Origin of the sequence: Mycolicibacterium rhodesiae, from assembly GCF_002086695.1 — a bacterium.
GTDB lineage: Bacteria > Actinomycetota > Actinomycetes > Mycobacteriales > Mycobacteriaceae > Mycobacterium > Mycobacterium rhodesiae.
In genome coordinates this window covers 224561-242994 of the sequence record NZ_MVIH01000002.1, presented here as the reverse complement: position 1 = coordinate 242994, position 18434 = coordinate 224561, and the positions used below count along the sequence as shown (strand labels likewise).

General features: G+C 67.3%; 17 protein-coding genes. 13 read left to right on the top strand and 4 right to left on the bottom strand.

Translation table 11 applies throughout. The annotated features are described in order from the left end of the window. The first annotated feature begins 85 nt into the window (after window positions 1-85). The 11 genes from BST42_RS05015 to BST42_RS04965 are packed head-to-tail and all read left to right on the top strand — an operon-like array spanning window position 86 to window position 10424. A complete protein-coding gene (locus BST42_RS05015; protein WP_133057416.1) occupies window positions 86-565 on the top strand; it encodes a hypothetical protein in 480 nt (159 codons plus the stop codon). Then, window positions 562-1470 (top strand): ABC transporter substrate-binding protein, encoded by a 909-nt coding sequence (locus BST42_RS05010; protein ID WP_165760785.1) that lies wholly within the window; start codon window positions 562-564, stop codon window positions 1468-1470. Before BST42_RS05015 ends, BST42_RS05010 begins: the two co-directional genes overlap by 4 nt. Further along, window positions 1467-2537, top strand: a complete 1071-nt coding sequence (locus BST42_RS05005; RefSeq protein WP_083117471.1) for an ABC transporter substrate-binding protein — start codon at window positions 1467-1469, stop codon at window positions 2535-2537. Before BST42_RS05010 ends, BST42_RS05005 begins: the two co-directional genes overlap by 4 nt. Continuing rightward, the gene (locus BST42_RS05000; protein WP_083117470.1) at window positions 2534-3427 is read left to right on the top strand and encodes an ABC transporter permease; all 894 of its coding nucleotides are present in this window, start codon (window positions 2534-2536) and stop codon (window positions 3425-3427) included. Before BST42_RS05005 ends, BST42_RS05000 begins: the two co-directional genes overlap by 4 nt. Further along, window positions 3424-4242 carry an ABC transporter ATP-binding protein gene (locus BST42_RS04995; protein WP_083117469.1) on the top strand — a complete coding sequence of 273 codons (819 nt, stop codon included), beginning with the start codon at window positions 3424-3426 and terminating at the stop codon, window positions 4240-4242. The genes BST42_RS05000 and BST42_RS04995 overlap by 4 nt, the downstream gene beginning before the upstream one ends. Next, entirely contained in the window at window positions 4239-5141 is a 903-nt protein-coding gene (locus tag BST42_RS04990) for a carbon-nitrogen hydrolase family protein (protein ID WP_083117467.1), read from the top strand. Before BST42_RS04995 ends, BST42_RS04990 begins: the two co-directional genes overlap by 4 nt. After that, on the top strand, window positions 5138-6661 hold the full coding sequence (locus tag BST42_RS04985; RefSeq protein ID WP_083117466.1) for an amidohydrolase family protein: 1524 nt from the start codon (window positions 5138-5140) through the stop codon (window positions 6659-6661). Before BST42_RS04990 ends, BST42_RS04985 begins: the two co-directional genes overlap by 4 nt. Then, window positions 6658-8040: a dihydropyrimidinase gene (gene hydA / locus BST42_RS04980; protein WP_237159253.1), complete on the top strand. Its 1383-nt coding sequence runs from the start codon at window positions 6658-6660 to the stop codon at window positions 8038-8040. Before BST42_RS04985 ends, hydA begins: the two co-directional genes overlap by 4 nt. Next, window positions 8037-8744, top strand: coding sequence for a GntR family transcriptional regulator (locus BST42_RS04975; protein ID WP_083117464.1), 708 nt, complete (start codon window positions 8037-8039; stop codon window positions 8742-8744). The genes hydA and BST42_RS04975 overlap by 4 nt, the downstream gene beginning before the upstream one ends. A gap of 32 nt (window positions 8745-8776) precedes the next feature. Next, window positions 8777-9187, top strand: a complete 411-nt coding sequence (locus BST42_RS04970; RefSeq protein WP_083117462.1) for an allophanate hydrolase-related protein — start codon at window positions 8777-8779, stop codon at window positions 9185-9187. After that, window positions 9168-10424, top strand: coding sequence for a Zn-dependent hydrolase (locus tag BST42_RS04965; RefSeq protein ID WP_165760784.1), 1257 nt, complete (start codon window positions 9168-9170; stop codon window positions 10422-10424). Before BST42_RS04970 ends, BST42_RS04965 begins: the two co-directional genes overlap by 20 nt. Before the next feature lie 32 nt (window positions 10425-10456). Here BST42_RS04965 and BST42_RS04960 read toward each other — a convergent pair whose 3' ends face one another. From BST42_RS04960 to BST42_RS04950, 3 genes are read right to left on the bottom strand one after another with little or no spacing between them, the layout of a single operon-like run. Then, window positions 10457-11620, bottom strand: a complete 1164-nt coding sequence (locus tag BST42_RS04960) for an acyl-CoA dehydrogenase family protein (RefSeq protein ID WP_083117460.1) — start codon at window positions 11618-11620, stop codon at window positions 10457-10459. Beyond that, a complete protein-coding gene (locus BST42_RS04955) occupies window positions 11620-12720 on the bottom strand; it encodes an acyl-CoA dehydrogenase family protein (RefSeq protein ID WP_083117459.1) in 1101 nt (366 codons plus the stop codon). Before BST42_RS04955 ends, BST42_RS04960 begins: the two co-directional genes overlap by 1 nt. A gap of 4 nt (window positions 12721-12724) precedes the next feature. Further along, on the bottom strand, window positions 12725-13612 hold the full coding sequence (locus tag BST42_RS04950; RefSeq protein ID WP_165760783.1) for an alpha/beta hydrolase: 888 nt from the start codon (window positions 13610-13612) through the stop codon (window positions 12725-12727). Window positions 13613-13740: 128 nt separating this feature from the next. Between BST42_RS04950 and BST42_RS04945 the strand changes: the two genes are divergently transcribed. Continuing rightward, window positions 13741-15684: a flavin-containing monooxygenase gene (locus tag BST42_RS04945; protein ID WP_083117456.1), complete on the top strand. Its 1944-nt coding sequence runs from the start codon at window positions 13741-13743 to the stop codon at window positions 15682-15684. Between the two features lie 7 nt (window positions 15685-15691). Beyond that, window positions 15692-16717, top strand: coding sequence for an alcohol dehydrogenase catalytic domain-containing protein (locus BST42_RS04940; RefSeq protein ID WP_083117454.1), 1026 nt, complete (start codon window positions 15692-15694; stop codon window positions 16715-16717). 1 nt (window position 16718) lies between these two features. Here BST42_RS04940 and BST42_RS04935 read toward each other — a convergent pair whose 3' ends face one another. Next, window positions 16719-18356 carry an amidohydrolase gene (locus tag BST42_RS04935; protein ID WP_083117873.1) on the bottom strand — a complete coding sequence of 546 codons (1638 nt, stop codon included), beginning with the start codon at window positions 18354-18356 and terminating at the stop codon, window positions 16719-16721. Between the last annotated feature and the right edge of the window lie 78 nt (window positions 18357-18434).

Here is an 18434-nt window from a genome sequence, read left to right as displayed (position 1 = left end):
TCGAAACGGTCGCCGCCTCTAATAGCTGACTATGCGTTGTATACAGGACACAACCGGTCAGCTGACCGTTGTCGAGTGGCATGGTGTGGCTCCCGATCACGCATTCGACCACCTCGATCGGGTACTGAGCCGCCGCCTGCACATCGCGACCGGCAGCAGTCGCCCGTGCTGCGGGGCACAGACCGAACTGGTAGCGCTGCACCCCGACGATCACACGCTGCCGGCCGCGACTCGTGCGGCTCTTGCCGTGCTGGCGCCAGGTAGCGCGGTGGCCTCCACGGATCTCGCGGAAGTCGCAGGCGGCTGGATCGCGGCGCCGGGTGTGAATATTCGCGTCCGCGCGGTCGCCGACCTCGGTGGCTCCGTGATCGCCATCAGCTACGACGACGCAGCCGCGCTGTTGGCCGCGGACCGCGACGGCCGGCTCGTCGTGCGCACCGTCGCGGTGCTGGCCAGGCCACAGGAGCACACACCACCGGGTTGGCGCGTCGTCGCTGTCGACGCGGAGTCGGCGGCCCTGCCGACCAGCACGGCCACCGGACACCGAGCGGGATGCGCGGCATGAGCGAGACCCTGGTCCTCACCCACGGGTGCTCCCTGTCGAATCTTCCGCTATTCGTCGCCGTCGGCGAAGGCCTCTTCGCCGACCAGGGTCTGCGCGTAGAGGCGCCCTACTTCGACGACATCACCTCCACCGCAGAGCTTCTCGTTACCGGGGTCGCCGATCTCGGCACCGCGGGCTTCACCCAGCCGTTGATCGACTCAGAGCGAACCGACCCGCCGGTACTGGTCGCAGGCAGTGGGCTGATGGGAGTTTTCGTCCTCACCCGGGAGCTGTTGCCGAACGCCTCTGCGCTGGCCGGCGCACCAGTCGGGACCTTCCGCACGGACCCGATGGAGGTACTGCTGCACGATGTGCTGGCCGCCTCAGGGCTGTCCATGAGCGACGTCGAGATCCGCTATTTCGACGTGCTCAACCACGCCATCGAGGAGTTCGAGGCCGGTGAACTGGCCGCGCTGACATTGGCTGAACCGTACGCGGGCCGGGTGCGCGCCGCGGGCGCACACGTCCTCAGCGACGGCACCGACGTGTGGGGAAACCCGTTTCCCGACACCACCCTGGTGGCGTCCAGCCGGTTCCTGCGGGAACGTCCCGACCAGGTGCGGGCCGCCATCCGCGCGATGCTCCGCGCCTACGACGTGATCCTCGCCGACCTCCCCGCAGCCCTGCGGCACGCCCGAGACTACTTCCCGGGCTACTCCCTCGACGAACTCGTCGACGCTGTCCGACGGCAGCCCTCGAGGATCGATATCCGTGACCTCACCGCCACCGTCTACGGGAGATGGGACACCCTGCGGTCGTTGGACCTGGTGTCACAGGACGCCGAAATGCCGCTTCATGCGGTCAATCTCGACCTGCTCAATGCCGAGCTCGCCGCCGTACCCGCAGCCAAGGAGATCGCCCGATGAGAGACACGTCCACCGCACCCCTCAACCGCCGTATGTTCTTCCGCAACGCCGCGATCGCCGGCACCGCGGTCGCCGTGCCGGCCTGGCTGCTCAGCGGGTGCTCGGGCGCCGGCAGCGCGGGGACCGCACCGGCGCCCAACGCTGCCGGCCTCACCACGCTCAAGGCGACTCACGGCACCGGCCTGTGTAACCTCGGCATCTTTCTGACCAAGGAGCGCAAACTCAGCGAAACCGACGGCGCTGCCATCGATTTCGTCGTCACACCCACCAATGCCGACATCGTCACGCTGTTCGGAGCCGGCCAGGTCGACATGTCGCTGATCCCCTACACCCAGTTCCTGACCCTCTATGACGCCGGCGCGCCGGTGACCATCGTCGCCGGCGGTGGCGTGGAGGGCTGTTCGATCGTGGCGCAACCGGGTATCACCTCGGCCGCGGACCTGAAAGGCAAGACGCTGGGCACCTTTCAGGCCGACACCCTCGAGATGCTGCCGTACGACTACCTGAAGAAGGCCGGCCTGTCCTTCAAGGACATCAACGTCCGCTACTTCGGTACCTCGCCCGAACTCGCGCAGGCGTTCGTCAGCGGTTCCATCGACAGCATGAGTCACATCGAGCCCTACGTCACCCAGGCGCTCAATGCCCGCAGTGGTTCGGTGCTGCTCTCCGACGGTAAGGACGTCTATGGCCCCGGTTACACTGATTGCGTTCTGGCCGTGCGTAATCCACTTCTAAAGGAGAACCCGAAGGCCATCAAGGCGGTGATCAAGGGCCTGTTCGAGGCGCAGCAGCAGGCCGAGACCGATCGCAGGGCCGCCGTCTCGCAGGTCGTGGGCAGTTACTTCAAAACCAGCCTCGACGACGCGCTGGCAGCCTCCACCAAGCAACCCAACGTCGTCGACCAGCGCAACAAGACCCAGTTCATGCTCGAGCGTGCCGTTGGTATGAAAGACCTTGGCTACCTGAAGAAGCTGCCCGACGAGAAGATCGCCGACTGGTCGCTGCTCGAGGACGTCATCAATGAGAACCAGAGCCTGTACAACTCGCTGAAGTTGAAGACCGCATGACCGCGATCACCCACTTCGACCTGCCCGCCCAGCGCACGGCGCCCGCTACGCAGCGGCGCTCGCGCAGCAGGTACCGCCGACTCGGCGCCGCCGCGGCGTGGTGGCTGGCATCGGTGACCTTGTTCGCCGGTCTCTGGGAACTGGCGTGGCTGATGGGGTGGGCGCCGGAACTGCTCCTGCCGCCGCCGCATATCTTCCTGCAGCACTTCGGCAGCCAGGCCCGGTTCTTCGACACCTCGACGATCGGCGCCGAACAGACGGCCCCGGTGGTCGCGGTGGCGACCACGGTGCTCGCGACCGTGCTGCGGGTACTGGCCGGCCTAACCCTCGGCTTCGTCGCCAGCCTCATCACCGGGGTGCTGATCAGCCAGTTTCTCGTGGTGCGCGGCCTGGTACTGCCCACGATCACGCTGCTGGCGCCGATCTCGCCGATTGCTTGGCTGCCGGTGGCGATCTTCCTGTTCGGTATCGGTAATCCTCCGGCGATATTCATGGTGTTCATCGGTGTGTATTTCGTCATGACGCTGGCCACCATCGGCTTGATCAACGAGGTGCCTGCGACCTACATCAATGTGGCGCGCACGATGGGCGCCTCGCGGCGCCAGATCCTGTTTCAGGTGGTTCTGCCCGCCATCCTGCCGGGCCTGCTGCAGAGTCTGCGGCTGAACCTGTTTGCCGCGTGGATGGTGGTGCTGCTGGCCGAGGCGGTCGGCGTCGGCAGCGGACTCGGCCAGGTGGTGATGCTCGCCCGCAACACATTCAACTCGAGTCTGGTGTTCTTCACGATGACGGTCATCGGCATCTCCGGTTACCTGCTCGACATCGCGTTCCGCCAGTTGCAGAACCGATTGCTGTGGTGGCAGGCAGCCGGCGGAGGTGCGCTTCGATGACACCCACCGCAGCTGAAGGAAAGCGGGCTACCGGGGCGGTGCAGTGCCGAGCCGTCAGTAAGGTGTTCGGCGACAACGGATCCGAAGTGCTCGCTGTCGACTCCGTCAACCTCGACGTTGCCCCTGGCGAGTTCGTCGTCATCCTCGGCCCCAGCGGCTGTGGGAAGAGCACGCTCTTATCGATGATCGCCGGCCTGGAACCGACCACTTCCGGCGAGATCGTGGCCGACGATGCCCCGGTCGTCGGGCCCGGGCCCGACCGCTGCATGATCTTCCAGCAGTCCTCGCTCTATCCGTGGATGTCAGTCGTCGACAACGTCAGCTTCGGGCTGAAGCTGCGCGGCATGCCGAAGTCTGATCGACGCGAGATTGCACGGGATCTGTTGCACACCATGGGATTGGGAGAGTTCGCGGACGCGCATCCGGATGGCCTGTCCGGCGGAATGCGCCAGCGTGCCGCGATCGCCCGCGCGCTGGCGATGCAGCCCCGGGTGGTGTTGATGGACGAGCCCTTCGCAGCTCTGGACGTGCAGACGCGCGCAAAGTTGCAGAACTACGTCGCCTCGCTGCGCGAGGAGAGCGGTGCCTCGGTCCTGTTCGTCACTCACAGCATCGACGAGGCGGTAGCGCTGGCGGACCGCATCGTGGTGTTCACCGCGCGCCCCGGCCGCATCAAGGCGATGGTCGAGGTGGACATGCAGCGCCCCCGCGATCCGCGGTCGCCGGAGTACCACGCACTGCACGATCAGCTCGTCGATCTACTGGCCGATGAGGTCGACCGCGCCTTCGCCCAGCAGGAAAGAGCGCGTGCGTGAGTGCGCTCGTTGTTGCGGCAGCCCAACTCCCTGCGTGTGGGGACGACCCGGAGCAGAACCTGGCGGTCATCGAGGCAGCGCTGACGCAGGGGGCCGCGGCCGGTGCCGACCTCGTAGTGTTCCCAGAATTGGCCACCACACCTTACTTCGGCGGCGAACGGCCCGGTGCCTTCCGCGACCGGGCGCAGTCCCTGCCCGGCCCGCAGTCCGAGCGAATCGCCGATCTCGCAGCCGAACTCGGTGTGGCGGTGGTGCTTCCGATCTTCGAGCGGGACGACAGCAGCCACGGTGGCGACCCGAGCTTCCATAACTCGGCGGTGGTCCTCGACGAGCAGGGCGCCGTGGTGCCGTGCGTCGACCGCACCGGACAGTCCCACCTGGTCGCCCGCAAGTTGCATCTGCCCGTCGGCGACCACCCGGCACCCGGCTTCGACGAGCCCGCGCACTTCAGCCCCGGACAGTGGCTCGGGGTACACACAGTGCGCGGCGCGCGGCTCGGGGTCCTGATCTGTTACGACCGGCGCTTCCCCGAGTGCTGGCGCGAACTGAGGGCGCTTCGTGCCGGTTTGGTGGCCGTCCCGGTCGCCGGCAGTGGCGGCGACAGCGTCGACTTCTTCCTGGCCGAGCTGCGCACCCACGCTCGCGAGAACGGTCTGTTCGCCGTAGTGGCCAACAAAATCGGCGTCGAGTGGGTCGGCGGCCACGCCGTCGACAACTACGGCGAGTCTTGCATCGTGGGGCCTGACGGCGATCTGATCGCGCACCGGCCAGGCGCCGACGGCCCGGGCTTGGTGATCGCGGAGATCGACCTTGACGTCCTGGTCGAAACGCGCCGCACACTGCGCTATTTCGAACACCGCCGCACCGACCTTTTCCCCAGTGCCGAGGAGATCGCATGAGCACTCTGTTCCGCAACGCCCTCGTCCTCGCGATGGACGACGCCCACCGCAGCAAGCCCTTCCGCTCCGACGTGCTGGTGGCAGACGACCGGATCACCGCCGTGGCGCCGGATCTGCCTGTGCCCGACGGGGCGGAGGTGATCGACTGCACCCACCGGCTGCTGATGCCCGGACTGGTCAACGCGCACGTGCATTCGTGGGAGGCACTGTTCAAGGGCCGCTACGACAATCTGCCGCTGGAACTGTGGATGTTGTTGTCCTATCCCGTCCTTGGCCTGGAACCGATGTCGGAGCGTTTGATCTACCTGCGCACCCTGCTGGTCGGCATGGAGTCACTGCGCAACGGCGCCACCTGCCTGCTCGACGACGTCATCGAATCCCCCACGCAGAGTCTGACCGCACTGGAAGCCGTCTTCCGGGGGTACGAGGACATCGGGATCCGGGCGAACTGCTCGGGCAACATCGTCAACCGGCTCTACATCGACACGATCCCGTTCGTCGACGAGATGGTGCCGGCCGGGCTGCTCGCGGAGGCCCGCGCGGTCGCCCCGAGGACCACCGAGGACTACCTGCAGTTCAGCAAAGAGGCGCTGACGCGGTTCGACGGCCGCGCGGGCCGGCTTCGCTATGTGGTGGCCCCCAGCGGCCCGCAGCGGTGTACCGGCGAGTTGTTCGTCGCGGCCAACGAACTGTCGCGTGAGCACGACACGACCTTCCATGTGCACGTCCTGGAAACCAAGATGCAGGCGGTGACCGGTCGCGAGTTCTACGGATCTACCCTCGTCGAATACCTGGACTCGCTCGGTGTGCTGACGGATCGGGCCACGCTCGCGCACGGAATCTGGCTCACCGGAAGTGACATCGAACGGCTCGGCGCAGCCGGGGCGTCGGTGGCGCACAACCCGATCTCGAATCTGAAGCTGGGTTCGGGCATTGCGCCGTGGCGCGCGCTTCTTGATGCCGGGGTCAACATCGGATTGGGCTCGGATGGGTTGTCCAGCAACGACTCTGCGAGAATGTTCGACGTCGTCAAGTCGGCCGCCCTGTTGCACAAGGTGACTCAGCCCGATTTCGACGCCTGGCCCACCGCCGACGAAGTGCTGTGGGCGGCGACCCGCGGCGGCGCCCGGTCGGCCCGGCTGGCCGACGAGGTCGGCGCCATCGCTCCCGGCCGCAAGGCCGACCTGGTGATGCTGGATCTCAACTCGCTAAACTTCACCCCGGTCAACGACATCGCGCAGCATCTGGTCTACGTGGAGAACGGTGACTCGATCATCGAGGTGTGGGTCAACGGCGAGGTGGTTGTTCGCGACAGGCGCTGCTTGCACATCGACGAGGACGCGGTATTGGCCGAGGTGCGCGAGCTCGGCGGGGAGTACCTGGCCCGATACGCCGATACCGAACAGCGCAATCGTGCCCTGATGCCGCACTTCCGCGCGATCTACCAGCGCTGCTGCCGAGAAGCCTTGGGATTGAACAGGTTCAGTGACGACGAACGAGCATGGGTGGGGACGCTGTGAGCTTGTTGATCACAGGTGCGCGGGTGGTCACCGCCGCCGACGTCTATGTTGCGGACGTATACGTCGCCGACGACAAGGTAACAATGATCGGTGCCGCCCTGGATGTCCCGGCCGATCAGGTGATCGACGCCAGCGGCTGCTATCTGCTGCCGGGCGGGGTGGATCCGCACACCCATCTGGCGTTCAGCCTGGCCGGCACCACCACAGCCGACGACTATGCGTCAGGCACTATCGCCGCGGCGATCGGCGGGACTACGACTGTGGTGAACTTCGCCCAGCAGCGTAGGGGACAGCACCTACGGGCCGCCATCGATGACGGGCTGGCTGCGGCTGAGGGCAAGGCCGTCATCGACTACGCCCAGCACATCGTGATCACCGACATGGCGGCCGAATCCCTCGGTGAGATCGACGAACTGGTGGCCGAGGGAGTCACCAGCATCAAGATGTTCATGGCTTACCCGGGTGAGCTGATGGTCGACGATGCGACCCTGTTCGAGGTCATCGAGCGGGCGGGTCAGCTCGGCGCGCTGTGCTGCATCCACGCTGAGAACGGTCCCGTCATCGACGTCCTGGTGCGTCGCGCACTGGCTCAGGGCCGCACCAACCCATCCTGGCACGGCCGCACCCGGCCCGAGCTGGCCGAGGCCGAAGCGACACACCGCGCGATCGCACTGGCCGAGATGGCCGATGCACCAGTGTATTTCGTCCACCTGTCCTGTGCGGAGGCATTGCACGAGGTGACTGCTGCGCGCGACCGCGGCCGACCGGTGTTCGCCGAGACGTGCCCGCACTACCTGTTCCTGGACTCCAGCGTCTACGACGACGACAGCTTCGACACCGCCAAGTATGTGCTCACCCCGCCGCTGCGCGCGGCGCACCACCACGAGCATCTGTGGCGCGGTCTGCGTACCGATGACGTGCAGGTGGTCTCGACCGACCATTGCCCGTTCTGCCTCAACGGGCAGAAGTCGATCGGCGCCCACGACTTCTCCCAGATCCCCAACGGTGGCCCGGGCATCGAGCACCGTCTGCAATTGCTGTACTCCGGAGGTGTTGTTGCGGGCCGTTTCTCGCTCCGGCGCATGGTCGAGGTCTTCTCGACAACACCGGCGCGGTTGTTCGGGTTGTTCCCGCGCAAGGGCACCATCGCTGTCGGCTCAGACGCCGATCTGGTGATCTTCGATCCGAACGGATCGACGACCATCAGCGCGGATACTCATCACATGAAAGTGGACTACAGCCTTTACGAGGGGTGGACGCTGACCGGCGCGGTGCGCACCGTGGTCGCGGCCGGGCGGCCGGTGGTCGTCAACGGCCTGTTCGTCGGCAAGCACGGCTCCGGGCGGTACCTCCAGCGCGACGCGAGCGGTCAACTGTGAGCGGGTCGGAACGGCTCGGAGCCGTCCCGTCGCTGTCGGCACAGATTCGGCGCAAGACCTACGAGCACGTGTATCGGGCGCTGCGGCATGCGCTGATCACCGGGCAGATCCCGCATGGCACCCACCTGGTCGAGACCGAACTCGCCGCCCAGCTCGGAGTCAGCCGGACACCGGTGCGCGACGCGCTGCGCAGGCTGGAGGGCGACGGGTTCGCCGAGCGCGGCAGCGGCGGCGGCCTGTGGTCGCGCGGGATTGTCGCCGAGGAGATCGAGGACCTGTTCCTGGTCCGCACCGAACTGGAGAAGTTGGCCGCCCGGTTGGCCTGCGAGCGTGCCAAACCCGAGCAGTGGGCCGAGCCCCGCGCACTGCTGGCCACGATGGCCACGGTGATCGACACACACGGGGTGGGCTCCGAGGAGTTCGCCGAGGTCCATCTGGCGTTCCACAGCTCGATCTACCGAATCGCCTTCGGCGAGAGGTTTGCCGGCCTTCTCGACGGTTACCTGCTGCAGTGCCTCGACGTAGCCGCTGAGCTGAGTTACCGCGATCCCGACCGCACGCTGCCGGCGGTCGAGCAGCATCAGCATCTGCTCAACGAGGTGTGCAGCGGACACGTCGACCGCGCGGTCGCCGCCGCTGAGGCGCATGTGCGCCGCGGGGCCGACGACGCACAGCGCGCCCACACCGACACCGCTCTGTCCTGAGCGCCTTACCGAAAGGGCTTTACGTGCAACACATGTTCCTCAACGGCACCGCCATGTCCGGACAAAAGGACCACGGCTGCATCGCCGGTCTGGCGAAGCTGGTCGGCCCGGTGACCACCGCGCCGGACTTCCGGTTCTTCGCCGTGCGTGACGAGTTCCCCGGTCTGTTCCCGGTGGAGCGCAGTGGGCGGCCGATCACGGGGGAGCTCTACGAGATGCCTGACGAACTGCTGTTCGACGTCCTGCTGCCTCAGGAACCCAAGGAGCTCGAACTCGGCTCGATCACACTCGCCGATGGGACCAGGGTGCGGGCCATGATCCTGCAGCCAGACCGGATTGCGACCGGAGACAAGGTCGTCGACATCGCCGACTTCGGCGGCTGGCGGGCCTACCAGGCACATCTGGCGGCAAATGCCAGGGTTGATGACGTCCTCGGCTTCTGATCTCGAGGTCGACGGCGGCCTGCTCCTCGCGCGGTTGCGGCAGCTGTCCGCAATCGGCACCGATCCCCGTGGCGGGGTCACCCGGTTGGCGTACTCGGCGGAGGATGTCGACGCGCGCGACACCGTGGCGGACTGGATGGCTGCCGCGGGCCTGCAAGTCTGGGTCGACGAGGCCACCAACTTGTTCGGCCGGTTGCCCGGCCGCGATCCGCACGCGGGTGCTGTGTTGACCGGAAGCCACCTCGACAGCGTGTCGAGGGCCGGGGCGCTGGACGGTCCGGCCGGCGTTATAGCGGGACTCGCGACCGCGCAGGCGCTGAGGGACGCGGGCGCGGCGCTTCGCCACGACCTCGTCGTGGTGGCATTCGGTAACGAGGAGGGCACCCGCGGAACCCCTGGCATGGTCGGCTCCAAGGCGATCGCCGGACTGCTCACACCAGAGGATCTGGCGCGGCCCGGTGACGGCGGCGTCACCCTGGCCGACCGTCTGCGCGGGGCGGGCGGTGATCCGGAACGCATCAGCCGGGCGGCGTGGTCGCCGGACCGGGTCGCGGCGTTCGTCGAGATGCACATCGAACAGGGACCCGTGCTGGAAGCCGAAGATGCCCGCATCGGAGTGGTCAGCTCGATCACCGGCCAGGTCGGTGTCACCGCGTCGATCACCGGAGCAGCCAATCACGCGGGTACCACCCCGATGACGCGACGGCGCGACGCGGCGGTGGCCGCCGCGCATCTGGTGCTCACAGTTGAATCCCTGGCCAGGGACGGTCATGTGCGGGTCGCCACGACCGGCATCCTCGGGTTGGTGCCGGGCGCACGCAACGTGATCCCTGGCGAGGCGGTGCTCGGCATCGACATCCGTGATGGTGATGTCGGTCGGATGGCCGCCGCGCTCGAGCTTCTGGGCAGACAGGCCACCGAGGTGGCCGCGCGAACCGGCACCACGATTCGTTTGACGGTCGGGCCGGTCCAGAGCCCGGTGGCCACCGACTGCCGGCTGGCCGGGCACATCGTCGACGCCGCCGAAGGGCTGAGCGCCCGTTGGTGCGAGCTGACGAGCGGAGCAGGTCACGATGCGCAGGTCATGGCGGCGCTGGCACCGGTGGCCATGGTGTTCGTGCCCAGCGTGAACGGGGTCAGCCATTCCCCGCATGAGGACACCGATCCCGAAGATCTTGTGCTCGGCGCCAATGTGCTACTGCGCGCACTCGTCGCCGCCGACCTGGAGCTGCCCTGAGCGGTGACTGATGAGGCGGCGAGATCCGGCCCCTAGCTCGATGTCGGCAACTCCCGGAACGCGGTATTGCGATACGGCTCCGGCTCTTTCGGCAAGCCCAGCACCCGCTCACCGACGATGTTGCGCTGAATCTGATCGGTGCCGCCGCCGATCGAGGTGAAGTACGCATTCAGCGTGCGGAACGTGACCGCGTCACCGACCGGATTGTCCGGGCCGGTCAACATCGCCTCCGGACCGACGATCTCGGTCTGTACCTTCGCCGTCTCGTGCAGGATCCGCGACATCGCGATCTTGCCAAGCGCCAGCAGCGTGGCGGCCTCGGCACGATCAGAGGTTGCCTTGGCGCGCTGGGTATTCCACCGGTTCACCGCCGCGTAGCCTTCGACCCGCGCGATCTCTTGGCGGATGAACGAGTCGCCCAGCGTGCCGGCACGGCGGGCCATCGCCACCAGGCTGTCGGCATCGGCCTGCGGCTTGCGCGCCCCGCGCGATGTGCGGGCCAGGTCGCCCATCAGTCGCCGCTCGTAGGCCAGCGCCACCTGCAGCACCGACCAGCCGCCGCCGGGCTGGCCGACCAGGTTGGCGTCGGGCACCCGCGCCTCGGAGATGAAGACCTCGTTGAACTCCGACTCGCCGGTGATCTGATGGATCGGACGAATTTCGACGCCGGGCTGGCGCATGGGGAACATGAAGAAGCTGATCCCGTTGTGCTTGGGCACATCCCAGTCGGTGCGCGCCACCAGCAGCCCGTAGTCGGCGGTCTTGGCGAACGACGTCCACACCTTCTGGCCGTTGATCACCCAGTCGTCGCCGTCTCGTTCGGCGCGGGTGCGCAGCCCCGCCAGATCCGAACCGGCGCCGGGTTCGGAGTACAGCAGGCACCACTTGGTCTCGCCGCGGATCGAGGGCGGGATGAGGCGCTGCTTCTGCTCGTCGCTGCCGAGGTCATGCAGGGTGCAGGCGAACAGGTTGGCCCGGTCGTGACCGGTTCCCGGTGCGCCCACCGCGGCGAATTCGGCTGCCACGATGCGAGATTGCGGGTCGGTCAGGCCGCGACCCCACCACTGCGGCTCCCAGCTGGGCACCGCCCAACCGGCGTCGAACACCCGCTGTGCCCAGGTGCCGCGGTCCAACTCGGGGTCCCAGTTGTCCGCCAGCCACCTGCGGACCTCGTCGCGCACGTCGTCGTCGGTCATCACTGTGCCTCCCGCAGTCGCACGTAGCGTTCCCGGTGCCACGCCGGGTCGCCGAACAGTTCGGCGTCGGTCCGGGCGCGCCGCAGATAGAGGTGGGCGGGATGCTCCCAGGTGAACCCGATGCCGCCGTGCACCTGGATGCTGTTGGCCGCGACGGTGACGAACGCCTCCGAGCAATACGCCTGTGCAACAGCCAGATCCGCGAACCGTGAATCGTCCCCAGCGTCGAATGCCGCCGCGACGTGCCGGGCTGCCGATAATGCCGACTCGGCCTCCAGAAGCATGTCGGCGCACATGTGCTTGATGGCCTGGAAGCTACCGATGGCCCGACCGAACTGGAACCGGGTCTTGGCGTAGTCGGCGGCCATCCGCATCGCGCACATCGCGCCACCGGCCTGCTCGCCGAGCAGTGCCACCGACACAAGGTCAAGAGCGTGGCCGAGCGCCGCCGCACCAGAGCCCGCCGCACCGACCAGCCGGGCAGGCGTGTCGTTCAACACCACTGCGCCCAGCTTGCGGGTCTGGTCAACCGTCGACAGCACGGTCACCTCCAGGCCCGGTGCGCCGGCCTCCACCGCGAACACGCCGTCTCCGGCCAGCACGTAGATCCGTCCGGCGCTCGTCGCATCCAGGACATAGGTCTTGCTACCGGACAGCCGCCACTCCGCCCCGTCGGCACGCGCCATCGTGGTCGAGGCCAGGGGCGGCCGTGCCGACCCCGCCTCGGCGAACGCCACCGTCGTGATCAGCTCGCCCGCGGCGATCCGCGGCAGCACGTCGGCCTGCTCGTCCGAATCGCCAAGTGCCGCAAGCAGTTGCGTGGTCAGCACGGCGGTGGACAGGTAGGGCGCACAGAGCAGCGCCCGTCCCATGGCCTCCATCACCAGGCCCACCTCGACGGCACCGGCACCGGAGCCGCCGAACTCTTCGGGTATCGCCAGGCCCAGCAGTCCCATCGCGGCGAGCTCGGCCCACACCTCGGGGTCGTAGCCGCTGTCGGTGGCCATCAGCCGGCGTACCTCGGCCTCGGGCGACCGCTTGGCCATCAGGTCGGTCACCGCCTCGGCCAGGTCTCGCTGTTCGGTGGTCAACGCCGACATCGGCTCAGCTCCTGAAACTCATGCGCAGGCTCTCGCACTGGCTGTTGAAGAACGCCTTGGACACGTCGGCTTTCGCGACGATCCCGTCGAACCCGTGGAAGGCGCCGGGAACCACGTGGACTTCGCACGGCACACCCGCCGCCTGCAGCCGCGCCGCATAGTCGAGGTCTTCGTCGTGAAACAGGTCCAATGTGCCGACCCCGAGCCAGGCCGGTGGCAATCCGGCGAGATCGGTGCGCCGCGCGGGCGCCGCGATCTCGGGATCGGCGCCACCCAGATAGGCCTGCCAACCGAACCGGTTGCTGGTGGCGTTCCAGAGTCGCTGTCCCGGATCGTTGAGGTGCTGACCCACGCTGCGGTCGTCGATCATCGGGTAGACCAGCAGCTGAAAGACCGGCTTCACGCCATCGCGATCGCGGGCCAGCAGCGCGAGTGCGGCCGCAAGTCCGCCGCCGGCGCTGGCCCCGCCGATCGCGATCCGGTCGGCGTCGACGGCGGGCAGCCCGGCCAGCCACTGCAGGGCTGTGTAGCAGTCTTCGAGCGGAGCGGGGTACGGATGCTCGGGCGCCAGGCGGTAGTCGACGGAGGCGACCGTGATGCCCAACGCCCGGACGAACCGGCGGCACAGGGCATCGTCTTGCGCCGCGGTCCCCAGGACATAGCCGCCGCCGTGGATCCACAGCAGCGCCGGCGTGGTCGTGGGCGCACCGGCAGGCCGATAGAGCCGGATACCGATCCCCGACTCCAACGTCAGGACCTCGACCCCGTCGTTCTTCGGTCGTTGCAGGCCCGTCAGCCGCCGCAGGACCGGCAGGGTCCTGGGGGAGATCAGCGCACGCGGGGTGAACCGCGCGGCTTTGCGCAGTTCGGGATGGATGTCGGTGTTCGCCACGCCGCCCAGTATGCAAGACCGCATCCTAGGACTGGACCTTGATCCTCGACGGCGCCGACAGTATCGTGGTGGCGGCAATTACGGAACTGTGCGTAGCGTAATTGCCGCTGGGTGAGAGGACACCGTCGATGACGACCAATCCGTATGCGGGCCAACCGTTCACGTCTTCCGACGAGGAGATCGCGGCGGCATTGGAGCAGGTCAGCATTCCCACGCTGCTGTTGTCGTTGGTCCACATCACCGGCGATCCGCGCTTCATCCGGGAGTTCACCCAGGCCGGTGTATTCCTCAACGAGGTGCAGGGCTTCATGTCCGAGGAGGACAAGGTCAAGGCGCGGGCGCTCGCCCTGCCGATCATCGCCGACTACCGCGACCGGGGCTGCCCGGGTCCGGTGCCGCTGAGCCCGGAACTGATCGGCGAGATGCTGGACTGGACGGCCTGCGAGCACGTCGACGACGAGTACCGTCCGATGGTCCTCGAGGAGATGGACCTCGAGGACGTCGACCCCCGCCGCCCCGTCGCGCTCGACCCCGCCGCGACCGCCGACTTCCCGGTCGTCGTGATCGGGTGCGGGGAATCGGGTCTGCTCGCCGGCATCCGGCTCAAGCAGGCCAACATCCCGTTCACGATCGTGGAGAAGAACGCCGGCCCGGGCGGAACCTGGTGGGAGAACAGCTATCCCGGTGCCCGGGTAGACGTGGCCAATCACTTCTACTGCTACAGCTTCGAGCCGAGCAACGACTGGTCACACTACTTCGCCGAACAGCCCGAGCTGCGGGCCTACTTCGAGACCGTGCTCGCCCGCCACCAGCTCGACGCCAATGTCCGCTGGCAGACCGAGGTCGTCTCGGCCGAGTGGAGCGACGAGGACGGAATCTGGCGAGTCATCGTGCGAGACAAGGACGGAACCGGATCCACGATCGACGCCCGCGCCGTCATCACCGCGGTCGGTCAGCTGAACCGGCCCGCGCTGCCCGACATCGAGGGCGCCGACACGTTCGAGGGCCCGGCCTTCCACTCCGCGGCGTGGGACCATTCCCTGGATCTGACCGGCAAGCGCGTCGCACTCATCGGTGCCGGAGCCAGCGGCTTCCAGATCGCTCCGGCGATCGCCGACCGGGTGGCCCATCTGACCGTGTTCCAACGCACCGCGCAGTGGATGTTCCCCAACCCGATGTACCACGACAGCGTCCCCGACGGCGTGCGGTGGGCGATGAATCACCTTCCCTACTACAACCGTTGGTACCGATTCCTGCTCCTGTGGCCCGGTGCGGACAAAGGTCTCGAGGCGGCCCGCTCCGACCCGGACTACGTCCACCCCGACGACCCGAACTACGCGGTCAGCGAGATGAACGCGATGGCCCGCCTGATGTTCACCGATTGGATCACCACCCAAGTCGGCGACGACCAGGAGCTGTTGGCCAAGGTGCTGCCCAACTATCCGGCGACCGGCAAACGCACGTTGCAGGACAACGGAACCTGGCTCACCACCCTGCGCCGCGACGATGTGGAGTTGGTGCGGACCCCGATCGAGCGGATCACGCCGCACGGTGTGGTGACCACCGACGGAGTGACCCGCGAGATCGACGTCATCGTGTACGCCACCGGGTTCCGTGCCACCGAGGTGCTCTACCCGATGCAGATCACCGGTCGCGACGGGGTGGATCTGCGCGCCTCCTGGGGTGAGCGGCCCGCCGCCTACCTGGGTATCACCGTGCCCGGCTTCCCGAACTTCTTCATGCTGTACGGCCCGGGCAATCACCTCGCACACGGCGGCAGCCTGATCTTCAACTCCGAGCTGCAGATGCGCTACATCAACAGCTGTCTGGCCGACATCATCGAAAACGGCTGGCAGACAATCGAACCGACCGCGGAAGCCACCGACGCGTGGCACCGCAAGCACCAGGACGAAATCAACCTGATGGTGTGGGCGCACCCGTCGATCGAACACTCGTACTTCAAGAACCCCGACGGGGAGATCCACACCGTGAGCCCGTGGCGGCTGCCGGTTTACTGGAATGCGGTGCGCACCCCGGAATGGTCGAACTTCGTTGTGACAAAGGGAGAGTGAGGACACCATGCGCGCGGTGCTCATCGACACGCCGGGATCGGTCCGGGTCGACGACTGGCCCGATCCGGTGCTGCCCGGATCGACCGGCGCGATCGTCGAGGTGACGGCGGCCGCGATCTGCGGCTCGGACCTGCACTTCTATGAGGGTGACTACCCCCTCTTCCAGCCTGTTTCGCTGGGCCACGAGGCCATCGGGACGGTCGTCGAGGTCGGCTCGGACGTGCGCACGGTGACGGTCGGCGACCAGGTCATTGTGTCCTCGGTGGCCGGCTGCGGCGCCTGCACCGGATGCGCGACCAAGGATCCGATCCTGTGCGCGTCGGGTCCGCAGGTGTTCGGTTCCGGGGTGCTCGGCGGCGCGCAGGCCGAACTGATGGCCGTCCCGGCCGCCGACTTCCAACTGCTCAAGATGCCGGAGGGCATCGACACCGAGCAGGCCCTGCTGCTCACCGACAACCTGTCCACCGGTTGGATCGCCGCCAAGCGTGCTGACATCCCGCTCGGCGGCACAGCGGTGGTCATCGGACTTGGTGCGGTCGGGCTGTGCGCGGTGCGCAGCGCGCTGTTCCAAGGTGCGGCAACGGTTTACGCCGTCGACCCGGTCGCCGAACGTCGGGATCGGGCCGCCCGCCTCGGTGCGATCGCGATCGAACCGGCCGCTGCGCAGACCGTCATGGACGCGACCGGCGGTCTCGGGGCGCACTCGGTGATCGATGCCGTCGGCAACGACACGACCATCGACGACTCGCTGGCCACCGTGCGTGCCGGCGGCACGGTGTCGGTGGTCGGGGTGCACAACCTCAACCCGTACCCGTTTCCGGCGCTCACCGCCCTGCTGCGCAGCCTCACCTTCCGGATGACCACCGCGCCGGTGCAGCAGACCTGGCCGGAACTCATCCCGCTGCTGCAGAGCGGTCGCCTCGACGTCGACGGCATCTTCACCACCACAATGCCGCTGGAGCAGGCCGCCGACGGCTATGCCGCCGTCGCGGCGCGGTCGGGGGAGGTCGTCAAAGTCCTGCTCACGCCGTGAGCTATGCCCGGTAGACCGTCGAACCTTCCTTGATCGTCTCGACGACGCTGATGTCCTTGATCATCATGGGGTCAACTGTCAGCGGATTATCGTCCAGCACAACGAGATCGGCGAGTTTGCCGACCTCGAGCGAGCCCTTGGTATCCGCCTCGCGGTACTGGCGCGCGGCGTTGATCGTGATGGCCTTCAAGGCCTCCAGTGCGGTGACGCGCTGGTCGGCGCCGATGGTTTCGCCGCTGCGCGAGATCCGGTTCACCGCGGTCCACACCACGAACAGCTGATCCAGCGGCGTGACAACGAAGTCCGTGTGGTTGGTGGGGTGTAGCCCCAGGTCTATCGCCGCGCGCATCGGGGACAGGAAATCTGCCTGTGTCTTGCCGCGCAACCGTACGTGCGCGTCGCCGAAGTAGAAGGTGTGCGGGGTGAAGAACGACGGGGTGATCTGGTAGTCGACGTAGCGCCGCAGTTGATCTCGACGTACGAACTGCGAGTGCACCATGACCGTGAGACGGTCCTTGCCGAGATCACCGGCGCCCGCGAATTCATGCGCGGCAAGCGCGACGTCGATGGCCGCGTCTCCGTTGGCGTGGATGTCGAGCGGCAGGCCGAGGTCGTAGACCTTCTTGAACCAGCCGTTGACCGTCTCCTGGGAGAAGCCGAGTTCACCGCACCAGTCGTGCTGCCCGTCCGGGCCATCGGCCAGGTACGGCGTCGTGAAATATGCGGTGCGGCCTTGCGGTGAGCCGTCGAGCGTGACCTTCACCCCGCCGAGCTTGACCCGGTTGTGATAGCTGCCGAACGTCTCCGCGGGGTGGCGTTGCAGCACCTCGTCGAGTTCCAGAATGAAGGGATAGGCCACCACGTCGATCAGGGTCGCTCCGCCTTCGGCGGCCCGGTAGATCAGTTCCACGTCGGAGGCGTGGGTGGCACCCTCATGCGCGGTCGTGATGCCCGCCGCCGCATAGAGCAGCTGGCCCGCCTTGCTCCAGGCGATCTCTTGGGACGGTGTCGGTTTGGGCATGGCGGCGAAGATCGGCAAGAACGCGGTCTCCATCACCAGTCCGTCCGGCTCGGTGGAGCCGTCCTTGCGGACGATCACACCGCCTGCCGGGGTGACGGTGTCCGCGGTGATACCGAACATCCGCATTGCCGCCGAGTTGAGTACGGCGCCGTGCATCGAAACATGCCCGACCAGTACCGGATTGGCGGGGAAGTCGATATCGAGATCTTCCTTGTGCAGCGTCCGCCCGCCAGGCATCAGGGTGTCGTCGTAGCCGTAGGCGACGATCATCTCGCCCGGCGGCACTCGATGTGAGTCCCGGAACGACCTGAGGGAGGCCAGGATGGCCTCGACGTTCGAGCCCGGTCCGGCCGGCGGCGCGAAGACGTTCACCTGATTGGCGACGGTCAGCGAGTTGATGTAGTGGCTGTGCGGGTCGAGGAAACCGGGCAGCAACGTCGCCCCGTCGAGGTCGACCACTCGGGTGCCCGGCCCCCGGTGCGCCGCCGTCACCTCGTCCCGGTCGCCTACCGCTGCGATCCGGCCGGCCTGCACGGCCAGCGCCGTCGCCGACGGGTTGCGGTCGTCGATGGTGACGATGTCGCCACCCACGTAGATCACATCTGCGGCCTCGGCCATCGCGGCCTCCTTCAGGGTCACCTGAGTGTAGGGAAGAAGTGCCTTTCGGTGCGCCTGACAGTTGGCGTTTGCCGTCGG